Here is a 23,864-nt window from a genome sequence, read left to right as displayed (position 1 = left end):
TTAATCTATGACTGAATTCATTCTCATCACTGGTGATAAAGCCATGTTTAACCCTACCTTCGGACAAGCAATTGCCACCGTTTATCCCCAAGCAGTGTCAACCCATGTTGATACCGTTCCCGATATTTTGGAATTTGCCATTATTGAAGAAAACTGGGTGACATTAAACAATCATAATTTAAAGATTGGGGATAAAGTTAAAATTTTCTGGAATAACAACGACAGCCAATTATTTACCGTTGGAGACATCAAAACCGATCAATTCAAAATTTCCCTTAACCACACAGGTGATATTTTTGTGTACGGTCGAGAAGTAGATGATTTTCATGTCGTTGACTATGATGCCTTGTCAATGCTTCATATTTCTGCTACGCAAGAACTCTACAAAATTATCAAAAAATTAGAAGGAAAAATCAACGAAAAAATTAATGCTTAAACTCTGATGAACAATTTCAGTTTGAATTTTAGCTTTTCCTAGTCCAGTAGTGAACTAACACAGCAACAAAAAAAACTCCGTGTCCTCTGTGTCTCTGTGGTGTTTATCACGATTATGTAACCGGATTTGCTATTAAGGCTTTATATCGCCTCAAATTATGAAAACAAAAATGGAGGACTAATCAAAGTAATCGGTTGATCGCGGTTCTTGCGATAAATATGAAAATCGCTATCCAGAGTGAAAACAGAACTTTTGGGATACAGTTCAGCCATCCGTACTAACTCTGCATCCGCCAAAGAAACTGGCACTGATTGGTAACGAGTCAGCAGCGCTATCACCGCTTCCAACTCTGAATCTAAATCAAATTGAACCTCAACTTGCCGATGATTCAAAAGCTGAAGTAGCGTTTTCCGACCATTTTTTACCCTTTGCAACAGAAACCAGGTTTCCGAAATCACAGCCTCGCAAGTTAGCAAAGGCGGCACAATCTGAGTCAACTGTTCTGTTACCCATGTATAATAACGATCGCGGCGATCAATCAAAGCCACCAAAACACCCGTATCAACAATCACTTGATGCAACATTACTGTCCATAACCCTGCATATAGTCTGGATTGGTCGAAAGATCTCCTGGTCCCTCCCCTACCCCAATCGAAGCCTGGGCCACTTGAAAAAATGAGCGAGGAGTAGTTTCCGGTTCCGTAGTGCTTGCTTTCTGACGTTTTGTCCAGATAAACTCTACAAAATCCAAAACCTGTTGCTGATCCTCTATTGGTAACGCCTCTACCGTTTGTAAAATCTGCTCAGACAAATAAGACATGGCAATCATCTCTAAACTAATTTCATTTTAGCTTTTCCTAGTCCAGTAGTGGACTGAATCAACAAAAAAAACTCCGTGTCCTCTGTGTCTCTGTGGTGTTTCTTATTGTTACCAATAATAAGATTTTGTATCACAAATACGGGAGAGTCCCGATAACTATCTCCATTCCCCCAAAAATCCAAATTCTCATCAATCAACTTGATCGACAGTTAAACGAAATTGAACAACAAGCAGCACAAGGAATTAATCTGCTTAGAAGCTTATTGTCTTATTTCCCAGAAAATGTTATACTAATGCAGTATTTTGCTTATCTTAACACGATTCTGTTTTTCCTAGAAACAGCAAGACGACAAATCCAAACCACTATTGATACTATTTCTGATGAAGACGTGCCGAGGGAATTAATTCAAGAAGCAGGAGAAGATTTGGGAATGTTGCAAGGAAAAATCATAGAAGAAAAAATCCGCTTGCAAAGACTTATTGATTTTTTAGGAAATAACCCATGAAAAAACTGCCCGATGAAAAAACCTTATTAGCTATGCTAGAACAGTTCAAAATTGCTGAACAACAAGCGAGAGAAATTTGTGAAATATCAACAGAAGTAGCCTTAAAATATCAACAGCGAATGCGAGAACTTAGGGAAGCAAAACAACAGACCGAACACTGAATCAGCAACAAAAAAACTCCGTGTCCTCTGTGTCTCTGTGGTGTTTATTATAATTTTATTTAACCCAAATAAAAGGCGGTGAGTGTAAATGGCTTATAGCAATTTCAAACTCAATTTACAATTTTGGTGGTATGATCTAGAAACACTAGGTTAAAAGTCAACCTTTCCCACGGGTTATTCCCATGAAAGAACAAATCCAAGAACGCATCGAACAACTCAAAGCCGAATATGAGTCCGGTCAAAAAATGTTAGCTGATCTAGAAACACAAGAGTCTAATCTAAGAACTACTATGCTGCGCATCAGTGGTGCGATTCAAGTATTAGAAGAATTGCTTGCTAAAGCTGAGGAAGAAGAAAATCTTGACAACGCTAAAAAAGTAGAAGTTCTCTCCCAATGAAATAGTTAATATTCCCCAAAACTGCCATGATTCAAAATCTAGTTTTGAGAATAATCAGCTTGCTAGTTGAAACCTTAGCAAGCGTTCTTTCTCCCGCAGAGCAACACATTAAGGCTGGACCGGTTGACTCAAGCGATAGCAGTAATCTCCCGATGATTGTTATAACTCCGGGTTGCTTTACCATCAGCCAACAGCCCGGAGAAAACACCTCTAATCAACCGCGTCCAGAAGAGTTTCGGGAAAAACTGGCTGTCAGCCAAGAAAAACCTTTAGGACCATATATCTTAGCCAAAACACCGCTACAAGGAACGTTTCAGTGTCAAGTTTTCTTTGCTGAAGGTACATTAACAGAAAAGCAAATTTGGCTTCAGGAAAAACAAGACTTTACCATCAATTATAAAACGAAAGAGTGTAACTTTACCTATGATATATCAAAAGCAAAAAGTATCCTGTTTATCTACTCGTTTGTCGGGATTTTTAGCCTAAGAAACTTTGAACAAGAACTTTTCATAGAGGTACAATCTGCAAGTACCAATGAACTGGAAAAATTAACGGCTCTCATTGCTGGCTCTATCCTAACCCACCACGACCAATTAATCGAAGCCTATAATCAAGATCCCACCTATAAAACAGAATATAATGCAGCTTCCCTGAGAATTTTAGCCCAACTGCATCAAATTCAGTTTTTAGCAGGAAATCCAGCCGATACATCCTCAATTAAAATGAAGCTGAAGTTTTTAGTAACCGGTCAACTGAAAGCAACACGAGCAATTAGTGAAGAATTCGGTATCATCGAAAAAATTGAGATTATAGAACCGACGGTTCGTCCATAATTTCCTGATCAATTTTGGGTAAGCTGTCATCAAATTCTTGTCTTTTTTCTCACCAGATACAGCGAATTTAACTGAGTTCTTCGGTTGTAATGAGAGTAATACCTGCACTTCCCCGTTGACAAAAAGCCATAACCTGTGCTGTAGAAGGGATTAAGAGAATTTCCATCGCCCCTTTACTGGGTACAAATCAGGGAAACTCCCAATAAATCTAACGCTTTTTGTTGCAGTTGGGTCGGTCGAGTTATCTTAGAAAAACGATAACTTCCCTCTCTAATCGTACATTCCACTGTATTCAAGCAAATCGTCCCCAGGTCTTCCAACAAAGTCCGAAAACTATGCACAGGAAAGTTCTCTTGATTCCGTTTTTTTCTCTCCTTAGATTGCACCGATTCACTGCGACTTGCCTTAATCACATTCAGAGAACTATCATCAATTTCTTCATCCTCAAATAACAAAGGAGCCAAAGACTGTTTTAAATGCCATTCCACATAATAAGCCAACATACATAGGGTTGGCTGAATAAATGTGAAATGTAGGCATGGTAAGGGTTTTGTGGCTTTTCTTGCTCCCACAGGTGCAAGATTTTGAGAGAATCGTGCTTCAAAACCTTGCGTCTTCATCGGCCCGCGTCCTGTAGGGGCGAAGCATTCGGATAGAAAATCTACGGTTTCACCGATAGGTTATTGCCCGAATGCTTCGCCCCTACTTTTTCAGCCGACCCTAGTTAAACCAGTAATATAGTCTAATCCTTCTAGCGGTTTTACTAATTCCTTGATTTTCGAGTTAGTTAAAATTCCTCTATCACTTACCCAGACCACATTCTCAATCCCCCAAACCTTTCTGACTTTCTCAATTTGTCCGCCTAAAGTAGCACTGTCTGAGGTATTTCCTTCAAATACTTCTACCGCTATCGGACAACCCTTGGCTGAACAGAGCAAACCAAAAACTATCTGAGTTTTCCCTTTCTTTTTATCTCGATTATAACCATATTTTCCCAGTTCACAACCATTTCCTTCTAGGTAGGTAGAAGTGACATCATACAAGACTAATGTTCCTGATTCTAAGTGTTTAATTGCTAGGTGCTTCTCAATTTTCTCTTGTTTTTCTAATAACCAATCTAAGGCGTTATATAATTCGTCTTCATCGGCTTTCTCTAAGTCTAACAATTGTCCTAAACTCTGGCTGCAAGTCTCACTATTAAACCCTCTCGCTGTGGCTAGTTTTGATTTAGGATTGATGATTCTTGCCACAATCATCGCCACCACTAAGTTTCTGATTCGAGAGGATTTTTCACTGATTATTTTATCTAAACCTAATTTTTTAATCGTCTCTAAAATAGCCATCACATGACCATGAGGAAGACTTCTAATCACTTCAAAATGAGCGGGAATGCCTTCAGTCATTGACAGTTTTGCCCCTTTGAGAGCCAGTTTCAAATTGTCGATAATATCATCGGGTAATTTTGAGAGATTGGCCAGGGTTCTTTTTTTGACTTGATCTCCTTCTCGGTAGGACTCCCGAAGAAGAACGGCGGGGGGGGGGAATTACGGTTAGGAACTTTTCCTATATACATGGCTATCATTCTAGCAAATGGAGAGAATTCTTGTCCATTAAGAAATGTTGCAAATTACATGGGTACATTAAGAAAAGTTAAGGGGCGTATCCATTGATGGATAAGGGTTTTCGGCTATTATAGTATATATGTATGGGGTAAGTTCAGATATTCTCCCCTGGTTTTGCGTCCATACCCCTCGGCAATATTCGCTGCTATTGACACCGAAGCTCGGCGAATCTGTGTTGTCATCCCATAAAGCTCTTCTTTGGGAAAAGTTTTAGTGAGACGATAGCAACTTTCAGCTAAATTTACGGACTCCTGCCAAACTCTTAAATCTCGGTAAGATTGAATTTTTGAATCCGCCATAGATTTTATCAACTTATCCCTATAGCCTACACTCTACACCCTGTCTCAACCCAAAAGATTGTACTACAATTTCCAGTACCCAGTTTCAATGCAAAGGGGGATAATTTTCGTTAACAATTCTTAAGGAAAAACCAGAAAAATTAGCTGTACGGGGGATGATACCGTAGAAAAGGCAATAGAATAATCATCCTGATATGACTGACTCCCCTGAAATACCTTATTTATTACGCGCTGCCAAAGGAGAAATCTTACCCCGTCCTCCCGTGTGGATGATGAGACAAGCAGGACGTTATATGCAGATTTATCGAGAATTGCGGGATAAATACCCCAGTTTTCGGGAAAGATCGGAAAATGCCGATTTAGCGATCGAAATCTCCCTGCAACCCTGGCGCGCTTTTCAACCGGATGGGGTGATCATGTTCTCCGATATCCTCACTCCCCTGGCAGGAATCGGTATTCCCTTTGATATTATCGAAAGTAAGGGACCGATTATCGATTCTCCCATTCGTACTCAAGCGCAGGTGGACCAACTTAATCCCCTCGATCCCGATCAGTCTTTACCTTTTATCAAAACGATTTTAAAAACCCTGCGTCAAGAGGTGGGAAATAAATCCACTGTCCTCGGTTTTGTCGGCGCGCCTTGGACTTTAGCAGCCTATGCAGTGGAAGGGAAAGGTTCTAAAAGTTATTCTGTGATTAAAGGGATGGCTTTTTCGGAACCTTCGGTACTGCACCAATTTTTAGATAAATTAGCGGATATGATTGCCACCTATGTCCGCTATCAAATTGATTGTGGGGCGCAAGTAGTACAAATGTTCGATTCTTGGGCGGGTCAATTAACTCCCCAAGATTACGATGTTTTTGCCTTACCCTATCAACAAAAAGTAGTTCGTTTGGTGAAAGAAACCCATCCCGATACACCGTTAATTCTCTACATTAGTGGCAGCGCCGGCGTTTTGGAAAGAATGGGTAAATCGGGGGTTGATATTATTAGCGTCGATTGGACTGTCGATATGGCGGAAGCGAGACAGCGTTTAGGTAAAGCGATGATGGTTCAAGGTAATATCGATCCGGGGGTTTTATTCGGTTCCCAGTCTTTTATTCGCGAGCGGATTATTGATACTATTCGTAAAGCAGGTAATCAAGGTCATATTCTTAATTTAGGTCATGGTGTTTTGGTGGGAACTCCTGAAGATAACGTGCGTTTCTTCTTTGAAACTGCTAAAGGATTTAGTTATCAATAAAGTTACTCAGGGAACAGGGGATGGGGAAATGGGGAAATGGGGGGATTCAACTAATACCCCAAAACCCTAAAACCCCAACACCGGTTTTTACTTTTTACTTTTGACTTTCAAACTGTCCCCTAAATTCTGCCGTATCAATTAAAATAATGAAAAAAATATTTCTAACGGGTGTGAGTGGCTGTATTGGGCATTATATCGCCGAGATTTTACTGGAAAATCCCGACTATGAATTATATTTTTTAGTGCGTAATCCAGAGAAGTTAAAATTTGCTTACCAAGGGCGATCAAATGTTCATATACTTTTAGGCGATATGGAAAATATTGGGGTATATGCGGAGCTTTTAAAAACAATGAATATAGCGGTTTTAATCGCTACCAGTTGGGGAGGAGAGGAGGAAAGTTATCAGATTAATGTGGTAAAAACCCTAGAGTTAATTAGTTATTTAGATGCTCAAATCTGCGAGAAAGTCCTCTACTTTTCCACTGCCAGTATTCTCAATCAAAATAATCAACCTTTACCCGAAGCTGGGGAGATAGGAACTAATTATATCCGTACGAAATATATTTGTTATAGTAAATTTAATGATCTAAAAATTGCCGATAAAATTATCACTTTATACCCCACTTTTGTCTTAGGTGGTGATGAAAATAAACCCTATTCTCATATCTATGGTGGTTTACCGGATGTCTTGAAATATATCGGTTTAGTGCGTTGGTTTCAAGCTGATGGCAGTTTTCATTTTATCCATGCTAAAGATATAGCTCAAGTGGTGAATTATTTAATCGAAAATCCCGCACCAGAAAGCAAAATTGTTCTAGGCAATCAACGCACAACAGCTAACCAAGCAGTGGAGGAAATCTGTGGTTATTTAAACAAAAAAATCTACTTTCGTATTCCTTTATCTTTAACCATTGCTGACTTTTTTATCAAAGTTTTTAACTTGCAGATGGAAGCATGGGACCGTTTTGCGATGAATTATCGGCACTTCACCCACATTAAAACCTATACTCCTGCTGATTTTGGTTTAAAAAACTATTGTTCCACCCTCGATGATGTTTTAACCTTGCGAGGAATTCCCCGAAAAAAACCCTAAGTAGAGGGAACGGAAAAATATCTATAATTAATTCTGTCTGGATACTTACAGCATTCTCCCTAAAGATGAAGTCTAACCTAATTCCGCAACTGATACTAAATCCAGTTATTAAAAACTGATTATTTATTCTCCGTTTTGCATGAGTGCATGAGTAGAAAACGGGTTTCTCCGAGAAACCCGTTTTCTGTGCGTTACTCAACGGATTTAGTATGACTCCCCAAAACGAAAACTTCCTACCTCACCATTAAGATAAATGCTATATCGGTGATTCTTAAATTAGTACAAGTGTATGAACAACCGCGTGTAAGCATCCCACCGAAAAACTAATGCGCTCCGGGGTTTGGGGGATTCTACCCCCCAAAAACTTGACTTGAATGATAAAATCAGAAATAATGCCCAACTCTTAACGCCAAATAGACTAATCTTGAAATTGTCTAGCATGAAATTGAGCGTAACGACCATTAAGATTTAATAACTCCTCGTGATTACCCACCTCGATAATTTCACCCTTTTCTAAGACTAAAATACGGTTAGCTTTTCTGACAGTTGCTAATCGGTGAGCAATAACAAATACCGTGCGCTCCGTCATAATTCTTTCTAAAGCTTCCTGCACTAAAGCTTCCGATTCCGAATCGAGCGCCGAAGTCGCTTCATCTAAGATTAAAATCCTCGGATTAGATAAAACCGCTCGCGCGATGGCGATTCTTTGTCTTTGTCCACCCGATAAATTAACACCCCTTTCTCCCACATAGGTATAGTAACCCTGGGAAAGTTCACTGATAAATTGATGAGCGTTGGCAATTTTTGCCGCTTTTTCCACCTCTTGCAGATGAAAATCTCCCTGACCAAAAGCGATATTTTGGGCTATAGTACCAGAAAAGAGAATATTTTCCTGTAAAACTACGCCAATTTGTCGCCGGAGACTTTTTAAAGTCACATCACGAATATCCACCCCATCGATTAAAATCTTGCCGGAAGTGGGGTCATAAAAACGCAATAAAAGATTAACTAAAGTGGTTTTTCCCGCTCCCGATGCTCCCACTAAAGCAATCATTTCCCCAGCGTGTGCAGTAAAATTAATATTTTTTAAAACCTGTCTGTCCTCATTGTAATAAAAATTTACTTGACAATATTCAACTTCTTTGCTATGGGGGGGCAACTCGATCGCCTTCGGTTTTTCGGTAATTGTTGGCAAAATAGCTAACAATTCAAAAATCCGATCCATGGAGGCTTGACCCTGTTTAAATTGATTATAATTACTGGTAATATGGGCGATAGGATCGATTAACATTGCCACCGCCGCCACATAACTAACAAACTCAACACCAGTTAAATTCTTTTGGGAAATTTGCCAACCCGCAAGGAAGAATAAAAAGATAACTCCCATCGCTTGCAAAAATCCCACCACGACGTATTGTAAAGCTTTGGTGGATTCTGATAGGTATTGAGCGCGGCGATTTTCCTCCGCTTCTTGGGCAAAAAGCTCGGTTTGATAATCTTCAGCGGCGAAAGCTTGCACTACACGAATACCGCCAAAAACTTCGGTTAATAACGAAGAAAGGTTGGATATTTTCGCCTGGGCGCGACGAGCATATTGTAATAATTTTTCACCAAAAAATCCCACCAAAACTCCTAACAAAGGAGCGATAATAATGACAGCGATCGTCAATTGCCAGTTAACAATAAACATATAGGCAAAAACGACAATTAACTGTAAGGCTGAGGGAATAAAATCATGGAAAAATTTATTAATTACTTCCCCAATGCGATCGATATCTTCCGTTAAACGATAGGATAAATCACCAGTTTTCGCCGTTTCAAAGTAATTTAAACCGAGGGTTTGCAGGTGTGCATAAACTTTTTTTCTTAATTCCAGGGCAATTTTTAAAGAAGCTTTTGCCATCAGGGAATCTTGCCCATACTGAGACATTCCCCGCAGTAAAAAAACCACTGCTCCCACCCCCGAAAGTGTCGCCAATGCTTGCACATTTCCCTCACCGATATATCTGGCCATTTGTCCAGCTAACCAGGCTAAAATCGGCCAAAATACCGTAAATCCGATCGTACAGATGAACGCCAAAATAATTGTTTGGGTTTGGGGACGGAGATAGGGAATGAGGTTCCAATAACTAGAGCGAGATTTCAAAATAATTTAGCGCCTTTAAATATAAGTATTCCTGCAAAATTAATTTGCTAGTTGAGAGAGTTATCAGTTATCAGTTATCAGAACGTAGGTTGGGTTGAAGCATGAAACCCAACACACCCATGGATTACGCTACCGCTAACCCATCCTACAAATAATTGTGCCTCCCTACTTACTGTTTACTGATCACTGATTACTGTTTAGGCACTCTTGCACTTTGGCCAGAGGTTAACTGAGAGGTATAATTAACCTTGCTTAGGTACTGAAGAAAAGGAGATTAACTAACAAATTTGCCTAAGGGGTTAATCGGGAGGTAGAGACGTTTTTAGTCCACGTCCCTACGATATTTTCCAATAATACAAAGTTATTTTGTGATTAAACCGCCACAGCTTGATGAATGTAGCCTAATTCCCTCAATTTGTTCCAGACTTTGGCGACACTTTCCTCTAAAGTCTCTAAATCAGTGCGACATTCCACTTCTGGGTTAAAAGGTGGTTCATAGGGATCATCAATTCCCGTAAAAGACTTGATTTCGCCAGCACGCGCTCTTTTATATAATCCTTTCACATCGCGCTCCTCACAGACGCTTAAGGGAGCATTCACGAAAACTTCGACAAAATTGCCAATTTTTCCCCGTACTTCCTCACGAATCTCACGATAGGGAGAAATAGCTGAAACTAGGACAATCACACCGTGACGGGTGAGCAAATTAGACACAAAACCAATGCGACGGATATTTTCATCGCGATCCTCTTTACTAAATCCTAAACCTTTGGTGAGGTTCGTCCGCACTATATCGCCATCGAGAACTTCAATGGAATAACCTTCAGCGATTAATTTTGCCTGTAATGCCTCGGTAATCGTGCTTTTCCCCGCACCGCTCAATCCTGTTAACCAAACCGTCACGCCGCGCTGTTTCATAGCAACCATTAATAATACTTAAATCCTGTTTAGCGTACCATATCTCAGTGATCAGTGATCAGTTACCAGTTATCAGATGGGAGTTTTCAGTTCACTGATTACTGATTACTGCTTACTGATAACTGAACAACCCCCAACCTGATTGAAACAAACAACCTGTCACCACGATCATTGATAATGTATGTTGAGTTACTGTCTTTAATAAGGTAATGTTTAAGAAATTCCCCCCTCACACCCCGCTCATTCTTGGACTAGGTTCTGGGGTTGCCCTTTTTACTCTCACCAGTCTCTTTCTCTTTCACCCGAAAATTCTCGCTTGGCTCGATCGCAATAGTGCTTCCCTTCCTAGCCAAGATCCTAACCAACCCTCTGCCGTAGTTGATAGCGCTTCCTTACCACAAACCGAGCGAGATGTCAAGTTAAAAGATGTTGCTGATGCCAATGCGCCCTCTTTAGAGCGTAGTCGCGCCCGCTATCTCTTGGCTATGGATTTATTGAGAAAATATGAAGGCGGTCCGGCTTTAAAACAATTAGAAGGCTTAGAAAAACAATATCCTGTCCTCGCTCCCCAGATTCTCCTCAAACAGGGACGCGCCCACGAATTAACCAATGATAGGGAAAAAGCGCAAGAAATTTGGCAAAAATTACTGGAAACCTATCCCCAATCGCCCGTAGTGGCCGAAGCTTACTACTCTTTGGGCAAATACGACCCCAGTTATCATGAAAAATTGCTCAAGGAATACCCCCGACACCCGCGTACTTTGGCTTTAATTCGCCAACGTCTTCAAGAAAATCCCGATCAATTTCCCTTATGGTTACAGTTAGCCAAGGCTAATCCTTTTGATCCTACCCTCAATCAGGCCCGCGATCGTTTGGTGAAAGACTACGCCGAGCAGTTAACTCCGGCGGATTGGGCAATGATTGGGGCGGGTTATTGGCAGTCGGGATTGTACGAAAAAGCATATAAAGCCTATGCTAAAGCCACTCCTAGCCCCGAACAAGCCTATCGTTACGCTCGCGGGCTACAAATTGCCAAAAAACTGCCAGAAGCTCGCAGCGCTTACCAAAAATTAATTAAAACCTATCCCCAAGCCCCAGAAACCGGTTTAGGATTACTGCGACTCGCCCAGATTTCCCCTAACCGCGATGCCCTAGCATATCTCGATCGCATTGTCAAGCAATTTCCCGATCGCGCTCCGGAAGCTTTAGAAGCGAAAGCCAAATTACTGGAATCAACTAATGCCCAGGCCGCTAGTCAAACATGGCAGACTCTATTAAATAAATACCCAAAATCCGACGAAGCCGCCGATTATCGCTGGTTAATGGCCCAAAGAGCCGCTAAATCCGGTGATTACGCCAAGGCGTGGCAGTGGGCGCAGCCAATTGCGGTTAATAATCCCGATAGTCAAATTGCCCCGAAAGCGGCCTTTTGGGTGGGAAAATGGGCGCAAAAACTGGGCAAAAACCAAGAAGCAAAACAAGCTTTTGCCTACACTATTTCTCGTCATCCCCATTCCTATTATGCTTGGCGCTCGGCGGTTTTATTAGGTTGGGACGTGGGGGATTTTACCACTGTCCGCTCCTATAATCCTACCACCGTCAAACCCGCCACCCGTAACGATCCCCCCGCCGGTTCGGAAGCTTTCAAGGAATTATATCGAATTGGTGAAGATACGGACGCTTGGAATCTCTTCCAAGCAGAAATTGTCGATCCTTGGCATTTAACCGTTGACGAACAATTTAACCTCGGTGTCTATAAACTCTCTCGCAATCAAAATTTAGAAGGAATTAACCTGATTTGGCGCTTGCGAGAAAGAGATACCCCGGAGGAAAGGGAAGCATGGAAAGTCCTGCGACAAAATGATAAATACTGGCACGCTTTATTCCCTTTCCCCTACTACGATAGCATCCTGGAATGGTCAAAAGATAGACAATTAAATCCCCTGCTAGTGACGGCTTTAATCCGGCAAGAATCCCGCTTTGAAAAAGAAATTCGTTCTCCTGTGGGGGCAGTGGGATTAATGCAAATTATGCCCGATACGGGTAAATATATCGCGGGTAATACTGGCAATAAAAGTTATTCTTTAACTAATCCCGAAGATAACATTATGATGGGGACATGGTATCTCGATTATACCCACGGTAAATTCGCCGGAAATTCACTTTTTGCTGTGGCTAGTTATAACGCTGGACCTGGGGCAGTTTCCAAATGGAGACAGCGTTTCGATTTTAGCGATCCCGATGAATTTGTCGAGAATATTCCCTTCAGAGAAACTAAGGGTTATATAGAATCGGTGTTTGGTAATTATTGGAATTATCTCCAGATTTATAACCCCGAAATTCAAGAGCAAATGAAGAGAGTTGCTAACCCTTCCTAGTTGATTAATGGGGATGGGTAATTAACTCATTCCCTTAAGTAAGTAGGGAGGCACAATTATTTGTAGGATGGGTTAGCGGTAGCGTAACATAATCGGGCGTTGGGTTTCATGCTTCAACCCAACCTACGTTCTTAATCCCCCCTTAATCCCCCCTTAATCCCTCCTTAATAAGGGGGGCATCTGGCAGTTTTTAACACCTAGCTACTTACTAACTTTTTTCCTAATTATGCAATCATTTAACTGGCAAACCGTCGATCGAGATTCTCCTTTTACTCGCCTAGATTTTCGGACAAAATTAACCATGATGATCGTGGTTACTCTCATCGCTTTTACTTGGGAAAGTCCCCTCGCTGGCGGTTTGCTAACTCTTATTGTCGCTTTAGCTTGTCTCTGGGCTGGGGTAAAATGGTCTTATCTCCTCACTATTTTAAAATTCATGGCTCCCTTTTATCTATTCTTATTAATTACCATGGGATTTTTTAATGTGGAACAGGTAAAAGCTTTAACGGGAAAAACTGAATTAACTCCCTTATTAACCGTCGGTTCTGCTCAAATGACTGTCGAGGGAACCCTCTACGGTTTAAATGTGATCTTTAAAACTCTCACCATGGTTTTAATTATTCCCCTCGCTATTTTTACCACTGATATAAATCAGATGATGGTGAGTTTAACTAAAGCCAGAATTCCTTACAAAATAGTCTTTATTTTTTCCTCTACCCTGCGCTTATTTCCTCTCCTAGTAGAAGAATCTCGATCGATTATTTCTGCTCAAAGATTACGAGGATTAGCAATAGAAAAAATGGGTTGGTTACAAAAAGGAAAAATTTACGCTTCTATCGCTGTACCTTTAATTTTAAACGCTATGGCTAAATCGCAAAAATTAGAGGTAGTTCTACAAGCTAAAGCTTTCTCTGGTGATCCTAATCGCACATTTTTACAGGAATCAATCTTAACCAATAAAGACTATTTATTAATTATTGGCTTTCTATTTTTATTGGTTTTGGCAATTATTCTCTATGTAAAATTCGGGGTGGGAAAATTTGCCTGGTTGTTTTAAGATTAATCCCTATTGTATAAGCTAGGATATATTTTAACCGCCTCTCCTTAGATTAGCTATATCTCCGCCCCCCCAACCCCCCCGACGTCGGGGGGGTTGGGGGGGTGTTGCCTCTTGCCTGATCTCCACAAGCAATTTAAATGTTTACAGGATAGCTCGATCGATCTGGGTATATAAAGCTTCTAAATCCCTGGAATTGTCTAAAACAATATCAGCTAAGGCAATTTTTTCGGCTAAAGGCATTTGATTATTAATCCGAGCGATCGCTTGTTCCCTAGTTAAGTTATTTCTAGTCATTAAGCGTTGAATTTGTTGCTCGAAACTGCAATAAATCACCCAAATCTCTGTGACTAAATGGGTTAATTTGGCTTCAAACAATAAAGGGATAGAAAAAACAACTATCGGGGCTTCTAACTGCTCTAAATGCCGATTAAAACATTCTCTAACGTAGGGATGAATCTGACTTTCTAACCAGATTTTTTCCTCGGGATTATTAAAAATAATCTCTCCTAACTGTTGGCGATTAAGGGAATTATCCTCAGTTTTAACTTTTCTGCCATAACGCGCCAAAATTCTCTCTAAAATTTCCGAACCTTTTTCCACTGCTTCCCGGGCATAAATATCCGCATCAAGGACGGGAATTTTGTAGATATTTTCCAAATAATGAGAAACCGTGGATTTACCACAAGCTATTCCCCCTGTTAACCCGATAATTCTTCTCGACATAAATTATTAAATTGCTAATCTCAATTAAGGTGCGTTACGCGCTCGCTAACACACCCCACAGTTATAAACTCTCTATCTAAGGTGCGTTACGCGCTCGCTAACTATTAAATTGCTAATCTCAATTAAGGTGCGTTACGCGCTCGCTAACACACCCTAAATTTATAAACTCTCTATCTGTTGTAAAACTCTTGCTTGTACTTGTTGATAGGCAGTTTCCACATCTCCTAAATCGCGACGAAAACGATCCTTATCGAGAATGCGCGCTTGGGCATCCTCTTGGGTTTTATCCCAGAGACGACAGGTATCGGGACTAATTTCATCACCTAGATAAATTTTGCCGGTTTTATCAACTCCAAACTCTAACTTGAAATCGACGAGGATAATCTGGCACTTATCAAAAAATTCCTGTAGATATTGATTGATTTGCAGGGCTAAATCTCGTAACTGATTGACTTGCTCCTCGCTGGCAATATCAATTACTTTTATGCGATCGGTTGTTAACAAAGGATCGCCCAAAGCATCATCCTTGAGGTAAAATTCTACAAGAGGAAAAGGTAATACTTTCCCCTCCTCTAATCCCGTTTGCTTGCACAAACTCCCGGCGGCGATATTTCTGACTACTACCTCCAAAGGAATAATTTTAATCGCCTTGACGCGCATTTCCCTGGAACTAGGGCGATCGATATAATGGGTAGGTATTCCTAGGGATTCTAACCATTGAAATAGAGCAGTGGAGACAGTACAGTTAATTTCTCCTTTACCGACAATTTGCCCGCGTTTTTGGGCATTAAAAGCAGTGGCATCGTCTTTGTAATAAGTGAGGAGAATATCGGGATCATCGGTTTGATAGAGAATTTTGGCCTTACCTTCATAGAGTTTTTCCATAGTTATCATCCTCGGCAATTGATAGAATAAAATCGATGGTTAATCAGATAGTGGCAGCAGTAAATTTTGGCGATCAACCTAGATAAAAATTTTAGATCATCAGGGAGATGATTGTTGAGAAAAAATAATGTATAATTGCTGCTTAAAGATAAATGCCAACATTTGGCGACCGAGCCTTAACCTATAACCAAAAAGTGTCACGATACCAGGGGTCAACTTTTGGCGAATCAGCCGAGTTTTTACTTGAATCCTCAATCATAGCCAACAATTGATATTATCTCCCATTATCATTACCGAAAAATCTAAAGAAATTCCGCACAATTACCCGCCGTCGCCCTATGAACCAGAATCCTCCTAACGATGATAACCCGAATCTCCCCGATCGCCGCAAGGAGAATTTTCTCTATCCTCGCGCCCCCTACTATGGGGAATTTAAGCCAGAAAACTTGCTATTTAACGCCAATTTACAGGAATTTGCCCAAAAGGTCAGTTTTATTTGTAATCTGGAAACGGGGGGCAAAATCAGTTCTCTAGAAGCCTACCAAAAAATTAAAGCCCTCTGGAAAGACTTAAAACAGAGCAAAAAAGGCCTAGGCATTGGGGAAAATCCCTTTAAAAAAGATGATGACATCTAAAGGAAAAAAATGCTGGGGCAGAAATATTTTCTGCCCCATAGAATTAGATGAGCAAACGCTTAAAAATTACCGTGATTTTGGATGGCAGTTTCTAATTTTGCCACCACTTCCTCAACGCTAATTACTCCTAAATCGCCCGTGGCACGGGTGCGAATACTTAAACTATTACTTTCCATTTCTTTTGCCCCCACCACTGCCATCACGGGAATTTTTTCCGTTTCAGCATTGCGAATCATTTTACCCAAACGTTCGCCACTGGTATCGGTTTCGGCACGAATTCCTAACAACTGCATTTTCGCTGTCACCTCTTTAGCGTAATCCAATTGAGTATCACTAACCGGTAATAATCGTATCTGGACAGGGGCTAACCAAAGAGGAAAATCGCCCGCATATTCTTCGATTAAAATACCGATTAAACGTTCCAAAGAACCAAAGGGTGCGCGATGAATCATCACCGGACGTTTACGATTACCATCTTCAGCAACGTATTCTAGTTCAAAACGTTCGGGTAAATTATAATCTACCTGTACCGTTCCTAACTGCCATTCTCTTTCGAGGGCATCTTGGAAAATAAAGTCTAATTTTGGACCATAAAAAGCCGCTTCTCCGGGGGCTTCAAAATAATCCATCCCCAAAGTTTGCACCGCTTTTCTAATCGCTGATTGTGCCTTTTCCCAAGCTTCATCGGAACCGATATACTTATCCGATTCGGGGTCACGAAAACTCAATCGCGCCTTAAAATTCTTTAATTGTAAACTCTTAAACACCGTCAAAATTAAATCAACAACGCTTAAAAATTCCTTGTCCAATTGTTCGGGAGTGACAAACAAATGGGAATCATCGACGGTAAAACCGCGAACTCTAGTTAATCCTCCCAATTCTCCCGATTGTTCGTAACGATAAACTGTCCCGAATTCTGCCAAACGCATCGGCAATTCCCGATAAGATCTCAAATCACTTTTATAGATTTGAATATGAAAAGGACAGTTCATCGGTTTGAGGACAAATCCTATTTCCTTACTAGCAGATTCCTCATCGTCTGCCATCATGGGAAACATATCTTCTTTGTACTTTTGCCAGTGACCGGAAATTTTAAACAAATCGACGCGAGCAATATGGGGAGTAACTACAGGCAAATAACCGCGTTTTAACTGTTCTTTTTTCAGAAAATCTTCTAACAAAGAACGAATTAAAGTTCCTTTCGGTGTCCATAAAGGCAACCCCGGCCCGACAGAATCAGAGAAAATAAATAAACCTAATTCTTTGCCTAATTTGCGATGGTCTCGTTTCAGTGCCTCTTCCTTACGGCGCTTGTATTCGGCTAATTGTTGGGGATTTTCCCAGGCTGTGCCGTAAATGCGCTGTAATTGGGCTTTATTCTCATCCCCGCGCCAATAAGCACCCGCTACCGTCTCTAATTCGATCGCCTTAACGTCTAGTTCACTTGTATTATCTAGGTGCGGACCAGCGCACAAATCCCACCAAGCGTCCCCAAGATGATAGAGGGTGATGGGTTCTTGAATTCCCGCCAGAATTTCCAGCTTATAGGGTTCATTAATCGCTTTAATGCGCTTTTCCGCCTCTTCCCGAGAAACTTGCTCGCAAATCACCGGCAGTTTTTTATTGATAATTTTGACCATCTCTTTTTTGATGTCCTTGAGATCCTTATCGGTAAAAGGTTCCGGCACATCAAAATCGTAGTAAAATCCGGTTTCAGTCCAAGGCCCGATAGTAACTTGGGCTTTCGGGAATAATTTCTGCACCGCCATGGCCATAACATGGGAGGTGGTGTGACGAATGCGCTTGAGGTGGTCGGATTCGCTGGTTTTCGGTAGTTTAATCGGGGCTTGGTTATCCATATCTCTTCAATTTACACCTTCTCTATTCTCTATTTTAATAGTAAAAGGAGTCTTTAGTCAGGAAAAAAATCAGGATAGATATCAATGCCATTTCCCCTCATCTCTAACCTCTAACCCCTCATCTCTATTTCTCGATGAAAAAACTAATTTTATCCTGTTTATTTTTGGGATTGGTTGCTTGTAATTCTTCGGTTAATACGACGGATAACCAAAAACCGAAGGTAATATCCACTAGCACAATTATCGCCGATTTAACTGCACGAGTGGGCGGTGAAGAAATTGACCATCAAGATATTTTAAAACCGGGGGATGATCCCCACGTTTATGAACCAGTTCCCGCCGATAGTGTGGCTTTAGAAAAAGCCGATTTAATTCTCTATAACGGTTATAATCTCGAACCGGGGTTAATTAAAATGATCAATTCTACGGGAATTAAAGCTAAAAAAGTGGCTGTGGGAGAAGCAATCAAGCCTTTACAATTGGAAAAAGAGGGGCAGAAAGTCCCCGATCCCCACGTTTGGGGTTCGGCGAAAAATGGCATAATCATGGTGGAAAAAATCCGAGATCAATTGATTGAATTAAGTCCCGAAGATAAAGAGATTTTTACTGAAAATGCCGCCCAATTAATCAGGGAATTAGAAAATCTTGATCGCTGGATTACTGCTGCTATTGAAACTATCCCCCCTTCCCAAAGGCAATTAGTCACCACTCATGACGCTTTTCAGTATTATGCTCATGCCTATGGTTTAAAAGTTGCAGGAACTTTAATTGGCATTAGTACCGAAGAACAACCTAGCGCCCAAACGGTGAAAAATTTAGCCGATGCTATTAAAAATCTCAAGGTTGCTGCTATCTTTGCCGAGACCACTATTAACCCCACTTTAATTACCACTGTAGCCGAAGAAGCGGGGGTAAAATTAGCACCACAACAATTATATTCTGATTCGATCGGCGCGGTGGGTACTGGAGCGGATAGTTATGTAAAAATGCTGAAAGAAAATACTCGATCGATCGTGGAATCTTTAGGAGGAAAAGTACCCGAATAAAAATAAATAATTGGGGGAAGTGGGGAAGTGGGGAATTTAGGTGATGGGGGTGTGTTACCCTAGGCTAACACCCCCGCAAGAGATGGTTATCTATTTCCCAAATCCTTTACCGCGATTGACAGCAGGTAAAATGAGACAATTGTTAATCTGTTCTTTTAGGGTTTCATGATCGAGATTTTGACCGATAAGAACTAGCTGATTTTTTGGAGTACCTTTCCATTCGTCATCTTCGAGAGTAAAACGTTTACCACTGAGGTGAAAAATATGACGTTTAGGACTCTCATCAAACCAGAGAATACCCTTAGCGCGGAAAACGCTTTCCGGTAACTGATTATCGAGGAAATATTGGAACTTCCGAATCGAAAAAGGTCGGTCACTAGCAAAGGAAATAGAAGTAAATCCATCCACCTCTAAATGATTGGAATGGTCGTGATGATCATGATCATGATCATGGTGATGATGATCGTGATCATGATCGCAATGGTCGTGATCGTGGTCGTGGTGATGATGGTCGTGGTGTTCTTCTTCTGTGTCGAAATATTTATCCGATTCAAATAGTCCGACGCTGAGAATTAAGGGTAAAGGAACCTGACTTTTGCTAGTACGAAGAATTCTCGCTCCTTGCTTCATGTCCCGGATTCTTATTTCTAAAGAATCCACATCCCCTTCATCCACTAGATCGGTTTTATTGAGAACAATAATATCACCGTAGGTGATTTGACTTAAGGCCGCTTGCGAGTTGAATAAATCGAGACTAAAATTGGCACAATCCACCATAGTGACAATGGAATCTAAACGAGTCATTTCCCGTAATTCCGTTCCTAAAAAGGTTAAAGCTACTGGTAAAGGATCGGCTAATCCTGTGGTTTCTACGACTAAATAATCGATTTTTTCGGGACGTTCGAGAACTTTATAAACTGCTTGAATTAAATCCTCGTTAATCGTGCAGCAAATACAGCCATTATTTAATTCTACCATGCTGTCATCACTGCTGATGATCAGTTCATTATCGATACCGATTTCACCGAATTCATTGACAAGAACAGCAGTTTTTAATCCCTGTTGATTGCTGAGAATATGATTGAGGAGAGTAGTCTTACCACTACCAAGAAAACCAGTAATAATTGTTACTGGTAGCCCTTTTTTTGGCACTGACATGGTGTTAATAGTTTGTGATTCGACGGTTTGCATAATGATTTGGGGGTGAGTATTCTGTCACTAAAAAGCGATTTTTCGGGATGAGATAGCTAGTTTTTCTCGATCAAACAGTCTCCACTCGATCGCCGACTATTTTTATTGTAGATATTTTTGGACCACATCCCATCCTGTTAGGGTAACAAAAAGAAAACCCAGAAACAATAAAAGATTAGTGCCGATGTGGAGAGACCGCGCTAGAGGTGGACGAGTTGTAATGTTCAGGCCGCTAATTGCCGAAACAAAAACCAGAAAAACCACCGATAAACCCGCTATCAGGTGGGAAGAGTGGCCTAAACTGCCATAATGACCGATTGTTCCCACTAATCCGATTCCCAGCAGAATTAAGACCAAAGCAACCATGATCAGGCCGCTGAGGAGATGAAAGGGTCTTAACCATTTCGGTCGAGATTGGCCCGCAAGTCGTCGATAACCCATGTTTACCCCCGAAACCGCTAGTAAAAAATAGGCAAAGAGGGTAAATCCCATCGACCAAGCGGCAATTTTCCATAACCAGAGAAAGGAAGGGAGATTCATAGGGGTGGGATTATTATTAGCAAGGAAAGGGACGACCGATCGTGTTAATTTAAGTTTACTGGACAAAAATCAGCAAGTTAGGGCTAATATGTCTCATCTCACCATCGACACGGAAAATAATCAGCGTCAACCCTTTGAATTACCGGGGGCTAAACCCCATTATAACCCCGATCGACCCGGACAAGTTAATCATATTTTTCTCGATTTAATTATTGATATTCCCCGACAAAGTTTTCAGGGCAGCTGTCAGATTACCCTCACCCCCATTCGTCAGGGAATTAGCAGTTTAACTCTGGATGCGGTGGATCTAAATATTAATTCTGTGTTCATTGAAGGTATCAGTCAACCCTTTGACTATGATCGTTCTCTCCTGACTATTCATCTGCTACAACCCACTACCGATAAACCGATTATCCTGACGATTAACTATCAAGTTAACCAACCACAACGGGGATTATATTTTATCGGACCCGACGAATATTATCCCGACAAACCGATGCAAGTTTGGACCCAGGGAGAAGATGAAGATTCTCGCTTTTGGTTTCCCTGTTTTGATTACCCCGGCCAATTAGCCACCTCCGAAATTCGGGTTAAAATTCCCCAACCCTATATGGCTATTTCTAACGGGGAATTAATCTCGGTGGAACCCGTTGGTGAGGACAGAATTTATCACTGGTCACAAAAGCAAATTCATCCTACCTATTTAATGACTCTTGCGGTGGGAGATTTTGCCGAATTATGCGACTCATGGAATGGTGTTCCTGTCACTTATTATGTGGAAAAAGGACGGGAAGAAGAGGGCCAAAGAAGTATGGGTAAAACTCCCCGCATGATCGAGTTTTTTAGCCAAAAGTTTGGTTATCCCTATCCCTATCCTAAATACGCGCAAGTTTGTGTAGATGATTTTATTTTTGGTGGGATGGAAAATACTTCCACCACAATTTTAACCGATCGCTGTTTAATTGATCAAAGAGCCAGCATCGATCATACTTGGACAGAAAGCTTAGTTGCCCATGAATTAGCTCATCAATGGTTCGGTGATTTAGTAGTAATTAAACACTGGTCTCACGCTTGGATTAAAGAGGGAATGGCTTCCTATTCTGAGGTTTTATGGACAGAATCGGAATACGGAAAAGCTGCTGGTAGTTATTATTTATTAGGGGAAGCAAGAAGTTATTTAGAAGAAGATGCTTCCCGCTATCGTCGTCCGATTGTTACTCATGTTTATCGAGAAGCGATCGAACTTTATGATCGTCATCTCTACGAAAAAGGTGCTTGTGTTTATCACATGATCCGCTCTATTTTAGGGGAAGATTTATTCGGAAAAGCGATTCATACTTTTGTGCGGGATAATGCCCATAAAACCGTAGAAACTGTGGATTTATTACGGGCGATCGAAAAAGCGACCGGCTACAATTTATTATTCCTCTTTGATCAGTACGTTTATCGCGGTGGTCATCCCGATTATAAGGTGGCCTACAGTTGGGATAATCAGAATAATTTAGCCCAATTAACCGTCACCCAAACTCAGGATGAAAAGGAACTATTCGACTTGAAAATTCCCGTCGCTTTTGCCTATCTCAACTCTGACGATCTTACCTACAATCTGCGGATTCACCAAAAAGAACAAAGTTTCTATTTTCCCCTAGCACAAAAGCCCGATTTTGTCAAGTTTGATCGGGGTAATAATTTCCTCAAAACCGTCACTCTTGAGTATCCCATCGCCGAATTAAAAGCGCAATTACAACAGGATCCCGACCCGATTTCCCGTATCTATGCAGCGACGGCCATTGCTAAAAAAGGCGGTTTAGAAGCGATCGAAGCTTTAGGGACATCCCTAGAAAATGAGCCTTTTTGGGGGGTGCGTGTGGAGGTGGCCAAACAGTTAGCAACTCTTGGTTTAGATCAGGCAGTTACTGCTTTAATTAAAGGTTTAAACGACGAAAAAGCACAAGTACGTCGGGCAGTGGTCGAGGGATTAAGTGAAATTAAAACCTTAGATAGTTATAACGCGCTTAAATCCCGATTAGAAGCCGGAGATGCTAGTTATTATGTGGAAGCGGCCACAGCGCGAGGATTAGGCTCCATGGCCGTGGGACAATTGCAAAATAAAGAAGGGGAAATTATCGACCTGCTCAATCATATTTTACAGTCAAGAAAGGGGTGGAATGAGGTAGTAAGAGCGGGCGCAATTGGGGGTTTAAGCCAGTTAAAAACCTCGCCGGCGGCTTTAGAGTCAATTTTGACCTACACGGCTTTAGGCACGCCTCACCCCCTGAGATTAGGCGCTATCCGCGCCCTGGGAGCGATTTCTTCGGGACAAACCACGGATAAATTAACCGTAATTTTGGAACGTTTAGAAACCATTGCCAAAGAAACTTTTTTCTTGACGCAAGTGGCAGTGTGTAACGCTTTAGGACAGATAGAAAATGCCAAAGCTATCGCTATTTTACAAGCTTTGAGCGATCGAACTCCCGATGGTCGCGTGCGTCGTGTAGCGGAGGAAGCAGTACAAAAAGTCCAGAAAAAATTAGGTTCCGACAAAGCAATTCAGGAAATTCGCGAGGAATTAGAAAAAATGAAACAGGAAAATCAGGAACTTAAAAGTCGTTTGACCAAATTAGAGGCAAAAAATAGTTAGTTAACCTGAGTTATCAGTTATCAGTTATGGCGTTGCTGAATCAAGGTATGAATCAGCAACGCCGAAATTATTAATGAACTTAGAAATGCTTGGACAAAATACTTCTCAAGTTGAAGTAATACTAATTCTACAAAATCTGGCTACAAAAGTCTGAACTCCCTAAATCCTCCTTTTCAAGGGGAGCTTAAATTCTGGAGTTTAGACTAACAGGGGACGATCGCTACGAGGAAATGGCGATCGCTACGAGGAAAGGGCGATTGCTAGGACGAGAAGGTGATCGCTAGGACGAGAAGGCGATCGCTACGAGGAAAGGGCAATCTGGGGGCGATGACAGATTTGTCCCAATAATTTATCGTTCATAAAGTCACAAAAAAAGGGAAAATAAAAAAGTAAAACAATTAACATTTATTCCCTAGATGAATAATAACA

Annotated in this window: 22 protein-coding genes and 1 pseudogene; 12 read left to right on the top strand and 11 right to left on the bottom strand. The window is 41.1% G+C overall.

The window, feature by feature from the left end; genetic code table 11:
• The first annotated feature begins 7 nt into the window (after positions 1 to 7).
• Positions 8 to 436 carry a hypothetical protein gene (locus tag H6F92_RS20100; RefSeq protein WP_190359241.1) on the top strand — a complete coding sequence of 143 codons (429 nt, stop codon included), beginning with the start codon at positions 8 to 10 and terminating at the stop codon, positions 434 to 436.
• 155 nt (positions 437 to 591) lie between these two features.
• Here the strand turns inward: H6F92_RS20100 and H6F92_RS20095 are convergent, their stop codons facing one another.
• The gene (locus H6F92_RS20095) at positions 592 to 1,020 is read right to left on the bottom strand and encodes a type II toxin-antitoxin system VapC family toxin (protein ID WP_016515967.1); all 429 of its coding nucleotides are present in this window, start codon (positions 1,018 to 1,020) and stop codon (positions 592 to 594) included.
• Positions 1,020 to 1,256 (bottom strand): DUF2281 domain-containing protein, encoded by a 237-nt coding sequence (locus tag H6F92_RS20090; protein WP_016515968.1) that lies wholly within the window; start codon positions 1,254 to 1,256, stop codon positions 1,020 to 1,022. The genes H6F92_RS20095 and H6F92_RS20090 overlap by 1 nt, the downstream gene beginning before the upstream one ends.
• 125 nt (positions 1,257 to 1,381) lie before the next feature.
• On the opposite strand from H6F92_RS20090, the gene H6F92_RS20085 reads away from it, so the two are divergent.
• The 4 genes from H6F92_RS20085 (at position 1,382) to H6F92_RS20070 (ending at position 3,154) form a co-directional block, all read left to right on the top strand.
• A complete protein-coding gene (locus H6F92_RS20085; protein WP_199308268.1) occupies positions 1,382 to 1,762 on the top strand; it encodes a restriction endonuclease subunit S in 381 nt (126 codons plus the stop codon).
• A complete protein-coding gene (locus H6F92_RS20080; RefSeq protein ID WP_190359221.1) occupies positions 1,759 to 1,923 on the top strand; it encodes a hypothetical protein in 165 nt (54 codons plus the stop codon). The genes H6F92_RS20085 and H6F92_RS20080 overlap by 4 nt, the downstream gene beginning before the upstream one ends.
• Before the next feature lie 182 nt (positions 1,924 to 2,105).
• Positions 2,106 to 2,321, top strand: a complete 216-nt coding sequence (locus tag H6F92_RS20075) for a hypothetical protein (protein WP_190359220.1) — start codon at positions 2,106 to 2,108, stop codon at positions 2,319 to 2,321.
• A gap of 26 nt (positions 2,322 to 2,347) precedes the next feature.
• Complete coding sequence (locus tag H6F92_RS20070; RefSeq protein ID WP_190359219.1) at positions 2,348 to 3,154, top strand: hypothetical protein; 807 nt, start codon at positions 2,348 to 2,350, stop codon at positions 3,152 to 3,154.
• Positions 3,155 to 3,327: 173 nt separating this feature from the next.
• Here H6F92_RS20070 and H6F92_RS27110 read toward each other — a convergent pair.
• A pseudogene (locus H6F92_RS27110) lies at positions 3,328 to 4,727 on the bottom strand (IS1634 family transposase).
• A gap of 117 nt (positions 4,728 to 4,844) precedes the next feature.
• Complete coding sequence (locus H6F92_RS20055; RefSeq protein WP_190359218.1) at positions 4,845 to 5,075, bottom strand: four helix bundle protein; 231 nt, start codon at positions 5,073 to 5,075, stop codon at positions 4,845 to 4,847.
• A 194-nt stretch (positions 5,076 to 5,269) separates the two neighbouring features.
• On the opposite strand from H6F92_RS20055, the gene hemE reads away from it, so the two are divergent.
• Together hemE and H6F92_RS20045 are read left to right on the top strand one after the other, a co-directional pair.
• A complete protein-coding gene (hemE, locus tag H6F92_RS20050) occupies positions 5,270 to 6,319 on the top strand; it encodes a uroporphyrinogen decarboxylase (protein WP_190359217.1) in 1,050 nt (349 codons plus the stop codon).
• Positions 6,320 to 6,465: 146 nt separating this feature from the next.
• On the top strand, positions 6,466 to 7,413 hold the full coding sequence (locus H6F92_RS20045) for an NAD-dependent epimerase/dehydratase family protein (protein ID WP_190359216.1): 948 nt from the start codon (positions 6,466 to 6,468) through the stop codon (positions 7,411 to 7,413).
• A gap of 418 nt (positions 7,414 to 7,831) precedes the next feature.
• On the opposite strand, the gene H6F92_RS20040 is transcribed toward H6F92_RS20045, so the two are convergent.
• Together H6F92_RS20040 and cysC are read right to left on the bottom strand one after the other, a co-directional pair.
• Positions 7,832 to 9,559, bottom strand: coding sequence for an ABC transporter ATP-binding protein (locus H6F92_RS20040; RefSeq protein WP_190359215.1), 1,728 nt, complete (start codon positions 9,557 to 9,559; stop codon positions 7,832 to 7,834).
• 372 nt (positions 9,560 to 9,931) lie between these two features.
• Positions 9,932 to 10,477: an adenylyl-sulfate kinase gene (cysC, locus tag H6F92_RS20035; protein ID WP_190359214.1), complete on the bottom strand. Its 546-nt coding sequence runs from the start codon at positions 10,475 to 10,477 to the stop codon at positions 9,932 to 9,934.
• A 209-nt stretch (positions 10,478 to 10,686) separates the two neighbouring features.
• On the opposite strand from cysC, the gene H6F92_RS20030 reads away from it, so the two are divergent.
• Entirely contained in the window at positions 10,687 to 12,855 is a 2,169-nt protein-coding gene (locus tag H6F92_RS20030; RefSeq protein WP_190359213.1) for a lytic transglycosylase domain-containing protein, read from the top strand.
• A 226-nt stretch (positions 12,856 to 13,081) separates the two neighbouring features.
• Entirely contained in the window at positions 13,082 to 13,912 is an 831-nt protein-coding gene (locus H6F92_RS20025) for an energy-coupling factor transporter transmembrane component T family protein (RefSeq protein WP_190359212.1), read from the top strand.
• A 144-nt stretch (positions 13,913 to 14,056) separates the two neighbouring features.
• Here the strand turns inward: H6F92_RS20025 and coaE are convergent, their stop codons facing one another.
• Together coaE and purC are read right to left on the bottom strand one after the other, a co-directional pair.
• A complete protein-coding gene (gene coaE, locus H6F92_RS20020; protein ID WP_190359211.1) occupies positions 14,057 to 14,638 on the bottom strand; it encodes a dephospho-CoA kinase in 582 nt (193 codons plus the stop codon).
• 159 nt (positions 14,639 to 14,797) lie between these two features.
• The gene (purC, locus tag H6F92_RS20015; RefSeq protein ID WP_277882335.1) at positions 14,798 to 15,523 is read right to left on the bottom strand and encodes a phosphoribosylaminoimidazolesuccinocarboxamide synthase; all 726 of its coding nucleotides are present in this window, start codon (positions 15,521 to 15,523) and stop codon (positions 14,798 to 14,800) included.
• Positions 15,524 to 15,861: 338 nt separating this feature from the next.
• Between purC and H6F92_RS20010 the strand changes: the two genes are divergently transcribed.
• Positions 15,862 to 16,158: a DUF7219 family protein gene (locus H6F92_RS20010; protein ID WP_190359209.1), complete on the top strand. Its 297-nt coding sequence runs from the start codon at positions 15,862 to 15,864 to the stop codon at positions 16,156 to 16,158.
• 59 nt (positions 16,159 to 16,217) lie between these two features.
• Here the strand turns inward: H6F92_RS20010 and thrS are convergent, their stop codons facing one another.
• Positions 16,218 to 18,017 carry a threonine--tRNA ligase gene (gene thrS / locus H6F92_RS20005; protein WP_190359208.1) on the bottom strand — a complete coding sequence of 600 codons (1,800 nt, stop codon included), beginning with the start codon at positions 18,015 to 18,017 and terminating at the stop codon, positions 16,218 to 16,220.
• A gap of 134 nt (positions 18,018 to 18,151) precedes the next feature.
• Here thrS and H6F92_RS20000 point away from each other — a divergent pair, with 134 nt between their 5' ends.
• Complete coding sequence (locus tag H6F92_RS20000; RefSeq protein ID WP_190359207.1) at positions 18,152 to 19,063, top strand: metal ABC transporter solute-binding protein, Zn/Mn family; 912 nt, start codon at positions 18,152 to 18,154, stop codon at positions 19,061 to 19,063.
• Positions 19,064 to 19,153: 90 nt separating this feature from the next.
• Here the strand turns inward: H6F92_RS20000 and H6F92_RS19995 are convergent, their stop codons facing one another.
• Both H6F92_RS19995 and H6F92_RS19990 read right to left on the bottom strand, forming a co-directional pair.
• Entirely contained in the window at positions 19,154 to 20,254 is a 1,101-nt protein-coding gene (locus tag H6F92_RS19995; protein ID WP_190359206.1) for a CobW family GTP-binding protein, read from the bottom strand.
• Positions 20,255 to 20,356: 102 nt separating this feature from the next.
• Complete coding sequence (locus H6F92_RS19990; protein WP_045362843.1) at positions 20,357 to 20,794, bottom strand: DUF4079 domain-containing protein; 438 nt, start codon at positions 20,792 to 20,794, stop codon at positions 20,357 to 20,359.
• Between the two features lie 4 nt (positions 20,795 to 20,798).
• Between H6F92_RS19990 and H6F92_RS19985 the strand changes: the two genes are divergently transcribed.
• Positions 20,799 to 23,435, top strand: a complete 2,637-nt coding sequence (locus tag H6F92_RS19985; protein ID WP_190359205.1) for a M1 family metallopeptidase — start codon at positions 20,799 to 20,801, stop codon at positions 23,433 to 23,435.
• Positions 23,436 to 23,864: the final 429 nt, after the last annotated feature.

The sequence above is a fragment of the Microcystis wesenbergii FACHB-1317 genome (assembly GCF_014696875.1).
Taxonomy (GTDB): Bacteria; Cyanobacteriota; Cyanobacteriia; order Cyanobacteriales; family Microcystaceae; genus Microcystis; species Microcystis wesenbergii_A.
The sequence above is the reverse complement of the archived record's forward strand: the minus strand, read 5'-3'. Positions and strand labels throughout refer to the sequence as shown.

Coding starts and splice junctions, on each gene's coding strand:
- H6F92_RS20080 (WP_190359221.1), top strand. CDS start 1,759: ATGAAAAAACTGCCCGATGAAAAAACCTTATTAGCTATGCTAGAACAG.
- H6F92_RS19990 (WP_045362843.1), bottom strand. CDS start 20,794: ATGAATCTCCCTTCCTTTCTCTGGTTATGGAAAATTGCCGCTTGGTCG.
- H6F92_RS20030 (WP_190359213.1), top strand. CDS start 10,687: ATGTTTAAGAAATTCCCCCCTCACACCCCGCTCATTCTTGGACTAGGT.
- coaE (WP_190359211.1), bottom strand. CDS start 14,638: ATGTCGAGAAGAATTATCGGGTTAACAGGGGGAATAGCTTGTGGTAAA.
- H6F92_RS20070 (WP_190359219.1), top strand. CDS start 2,348: ATGATTCAAAATCTAGTTTTGAGAATAATCAGCTTGCTAGTTGAAACC.
- H6F92_RS20025 (WP_190359212.1), top strand. CDS start 13,082: ATGCAATCATTTAACTGGCAAACCGTCGATCGAGATTCTCCTTTTACT.
- H6F92_RS19995 (WP_190359206.1), bottom strand. CDS start 20,254: ATGCAAACCGTCGAATCACAAACTATTAACACCATGTCAGTGCCAAAA.
- H6F92_RS20010 (WP_190359209.1), top strand. CDS start 15,862: ATGAACCAGAATCCTCCTAACGATGATAACCCGAATCTCCCCGATCGC.
- thrS (WP_190359208.1), bottom strand. CDS start 18,017: ATGGATAACCAAGCCCCGATTAAACTACCGAAAACCAGCGAATCCGAC.
- H6F92_RS20000 (WP_190359207.1), top strand. CDS start 18,152: ATGAAAAAACTAATTTTATCCTGTTTATTTTTGGGATTGGTTGCTTGT.
- purC (WP_277882335.1), bottom strand. CDS start 15,523: ATGGAAAAACTCTATGAAGGTAAGGCCAAAATTCTCTATCAAACCGAT.
- H6F92_RS20075 (WP_190359220.1), top strand. CDS start 2,106: ATGAAAGAACAAATCCAAGAACGCATCGAACAACTCAAAGCCGAATAT.
- H6F92_RS20100 (WP_190359241.1), top strand. CDS start 8: ATGACTGAATTCATTCTCATCACTGGTGATAAAGCCATGTTTAACCCT.
- cysC (WP_190359214.1), bottom strand. CDS start 10,477: ATGAAACAGCGCGGCGTGACGGTTTGGTTAACAGGATTGAGCGGTGCG.
- H6F92_RS20045 (WP_190359216.1), top strand. CDS start 6,466: ATGAAAAAAATATTTCTAACGGGTGTGAGTGGCTGTATTGGGCATTAT.
- H6F92_RS20090 (WP_016515968.1), bottom strand. CDS start 1,256: ATGTCTTATTTGTCTGAGCAGATTTTACAAACGGTAGAGGCGTTACCA.
- hemE (WP_190359217.1), top strand. CDS start 5,270: ATGACTGACTCCCCTGAAATACCTTATTTATTACGCGCTGCCAAAGGA.
- H6F92_RS20095 (WP_016515967.1), bottom strand. CDS start 1,020: ATGTTGCATCAAGTGATTGTTGATACGGGTGTTTTGGTGGCTTTGATT.
- H6F92_RS20055 (WP_190359218.1), bottom strand. CDS start 5,075: ATGGCGGATTCAAAAATTCAATCTTACCGAGATTTAAGAGTTTGGCAG.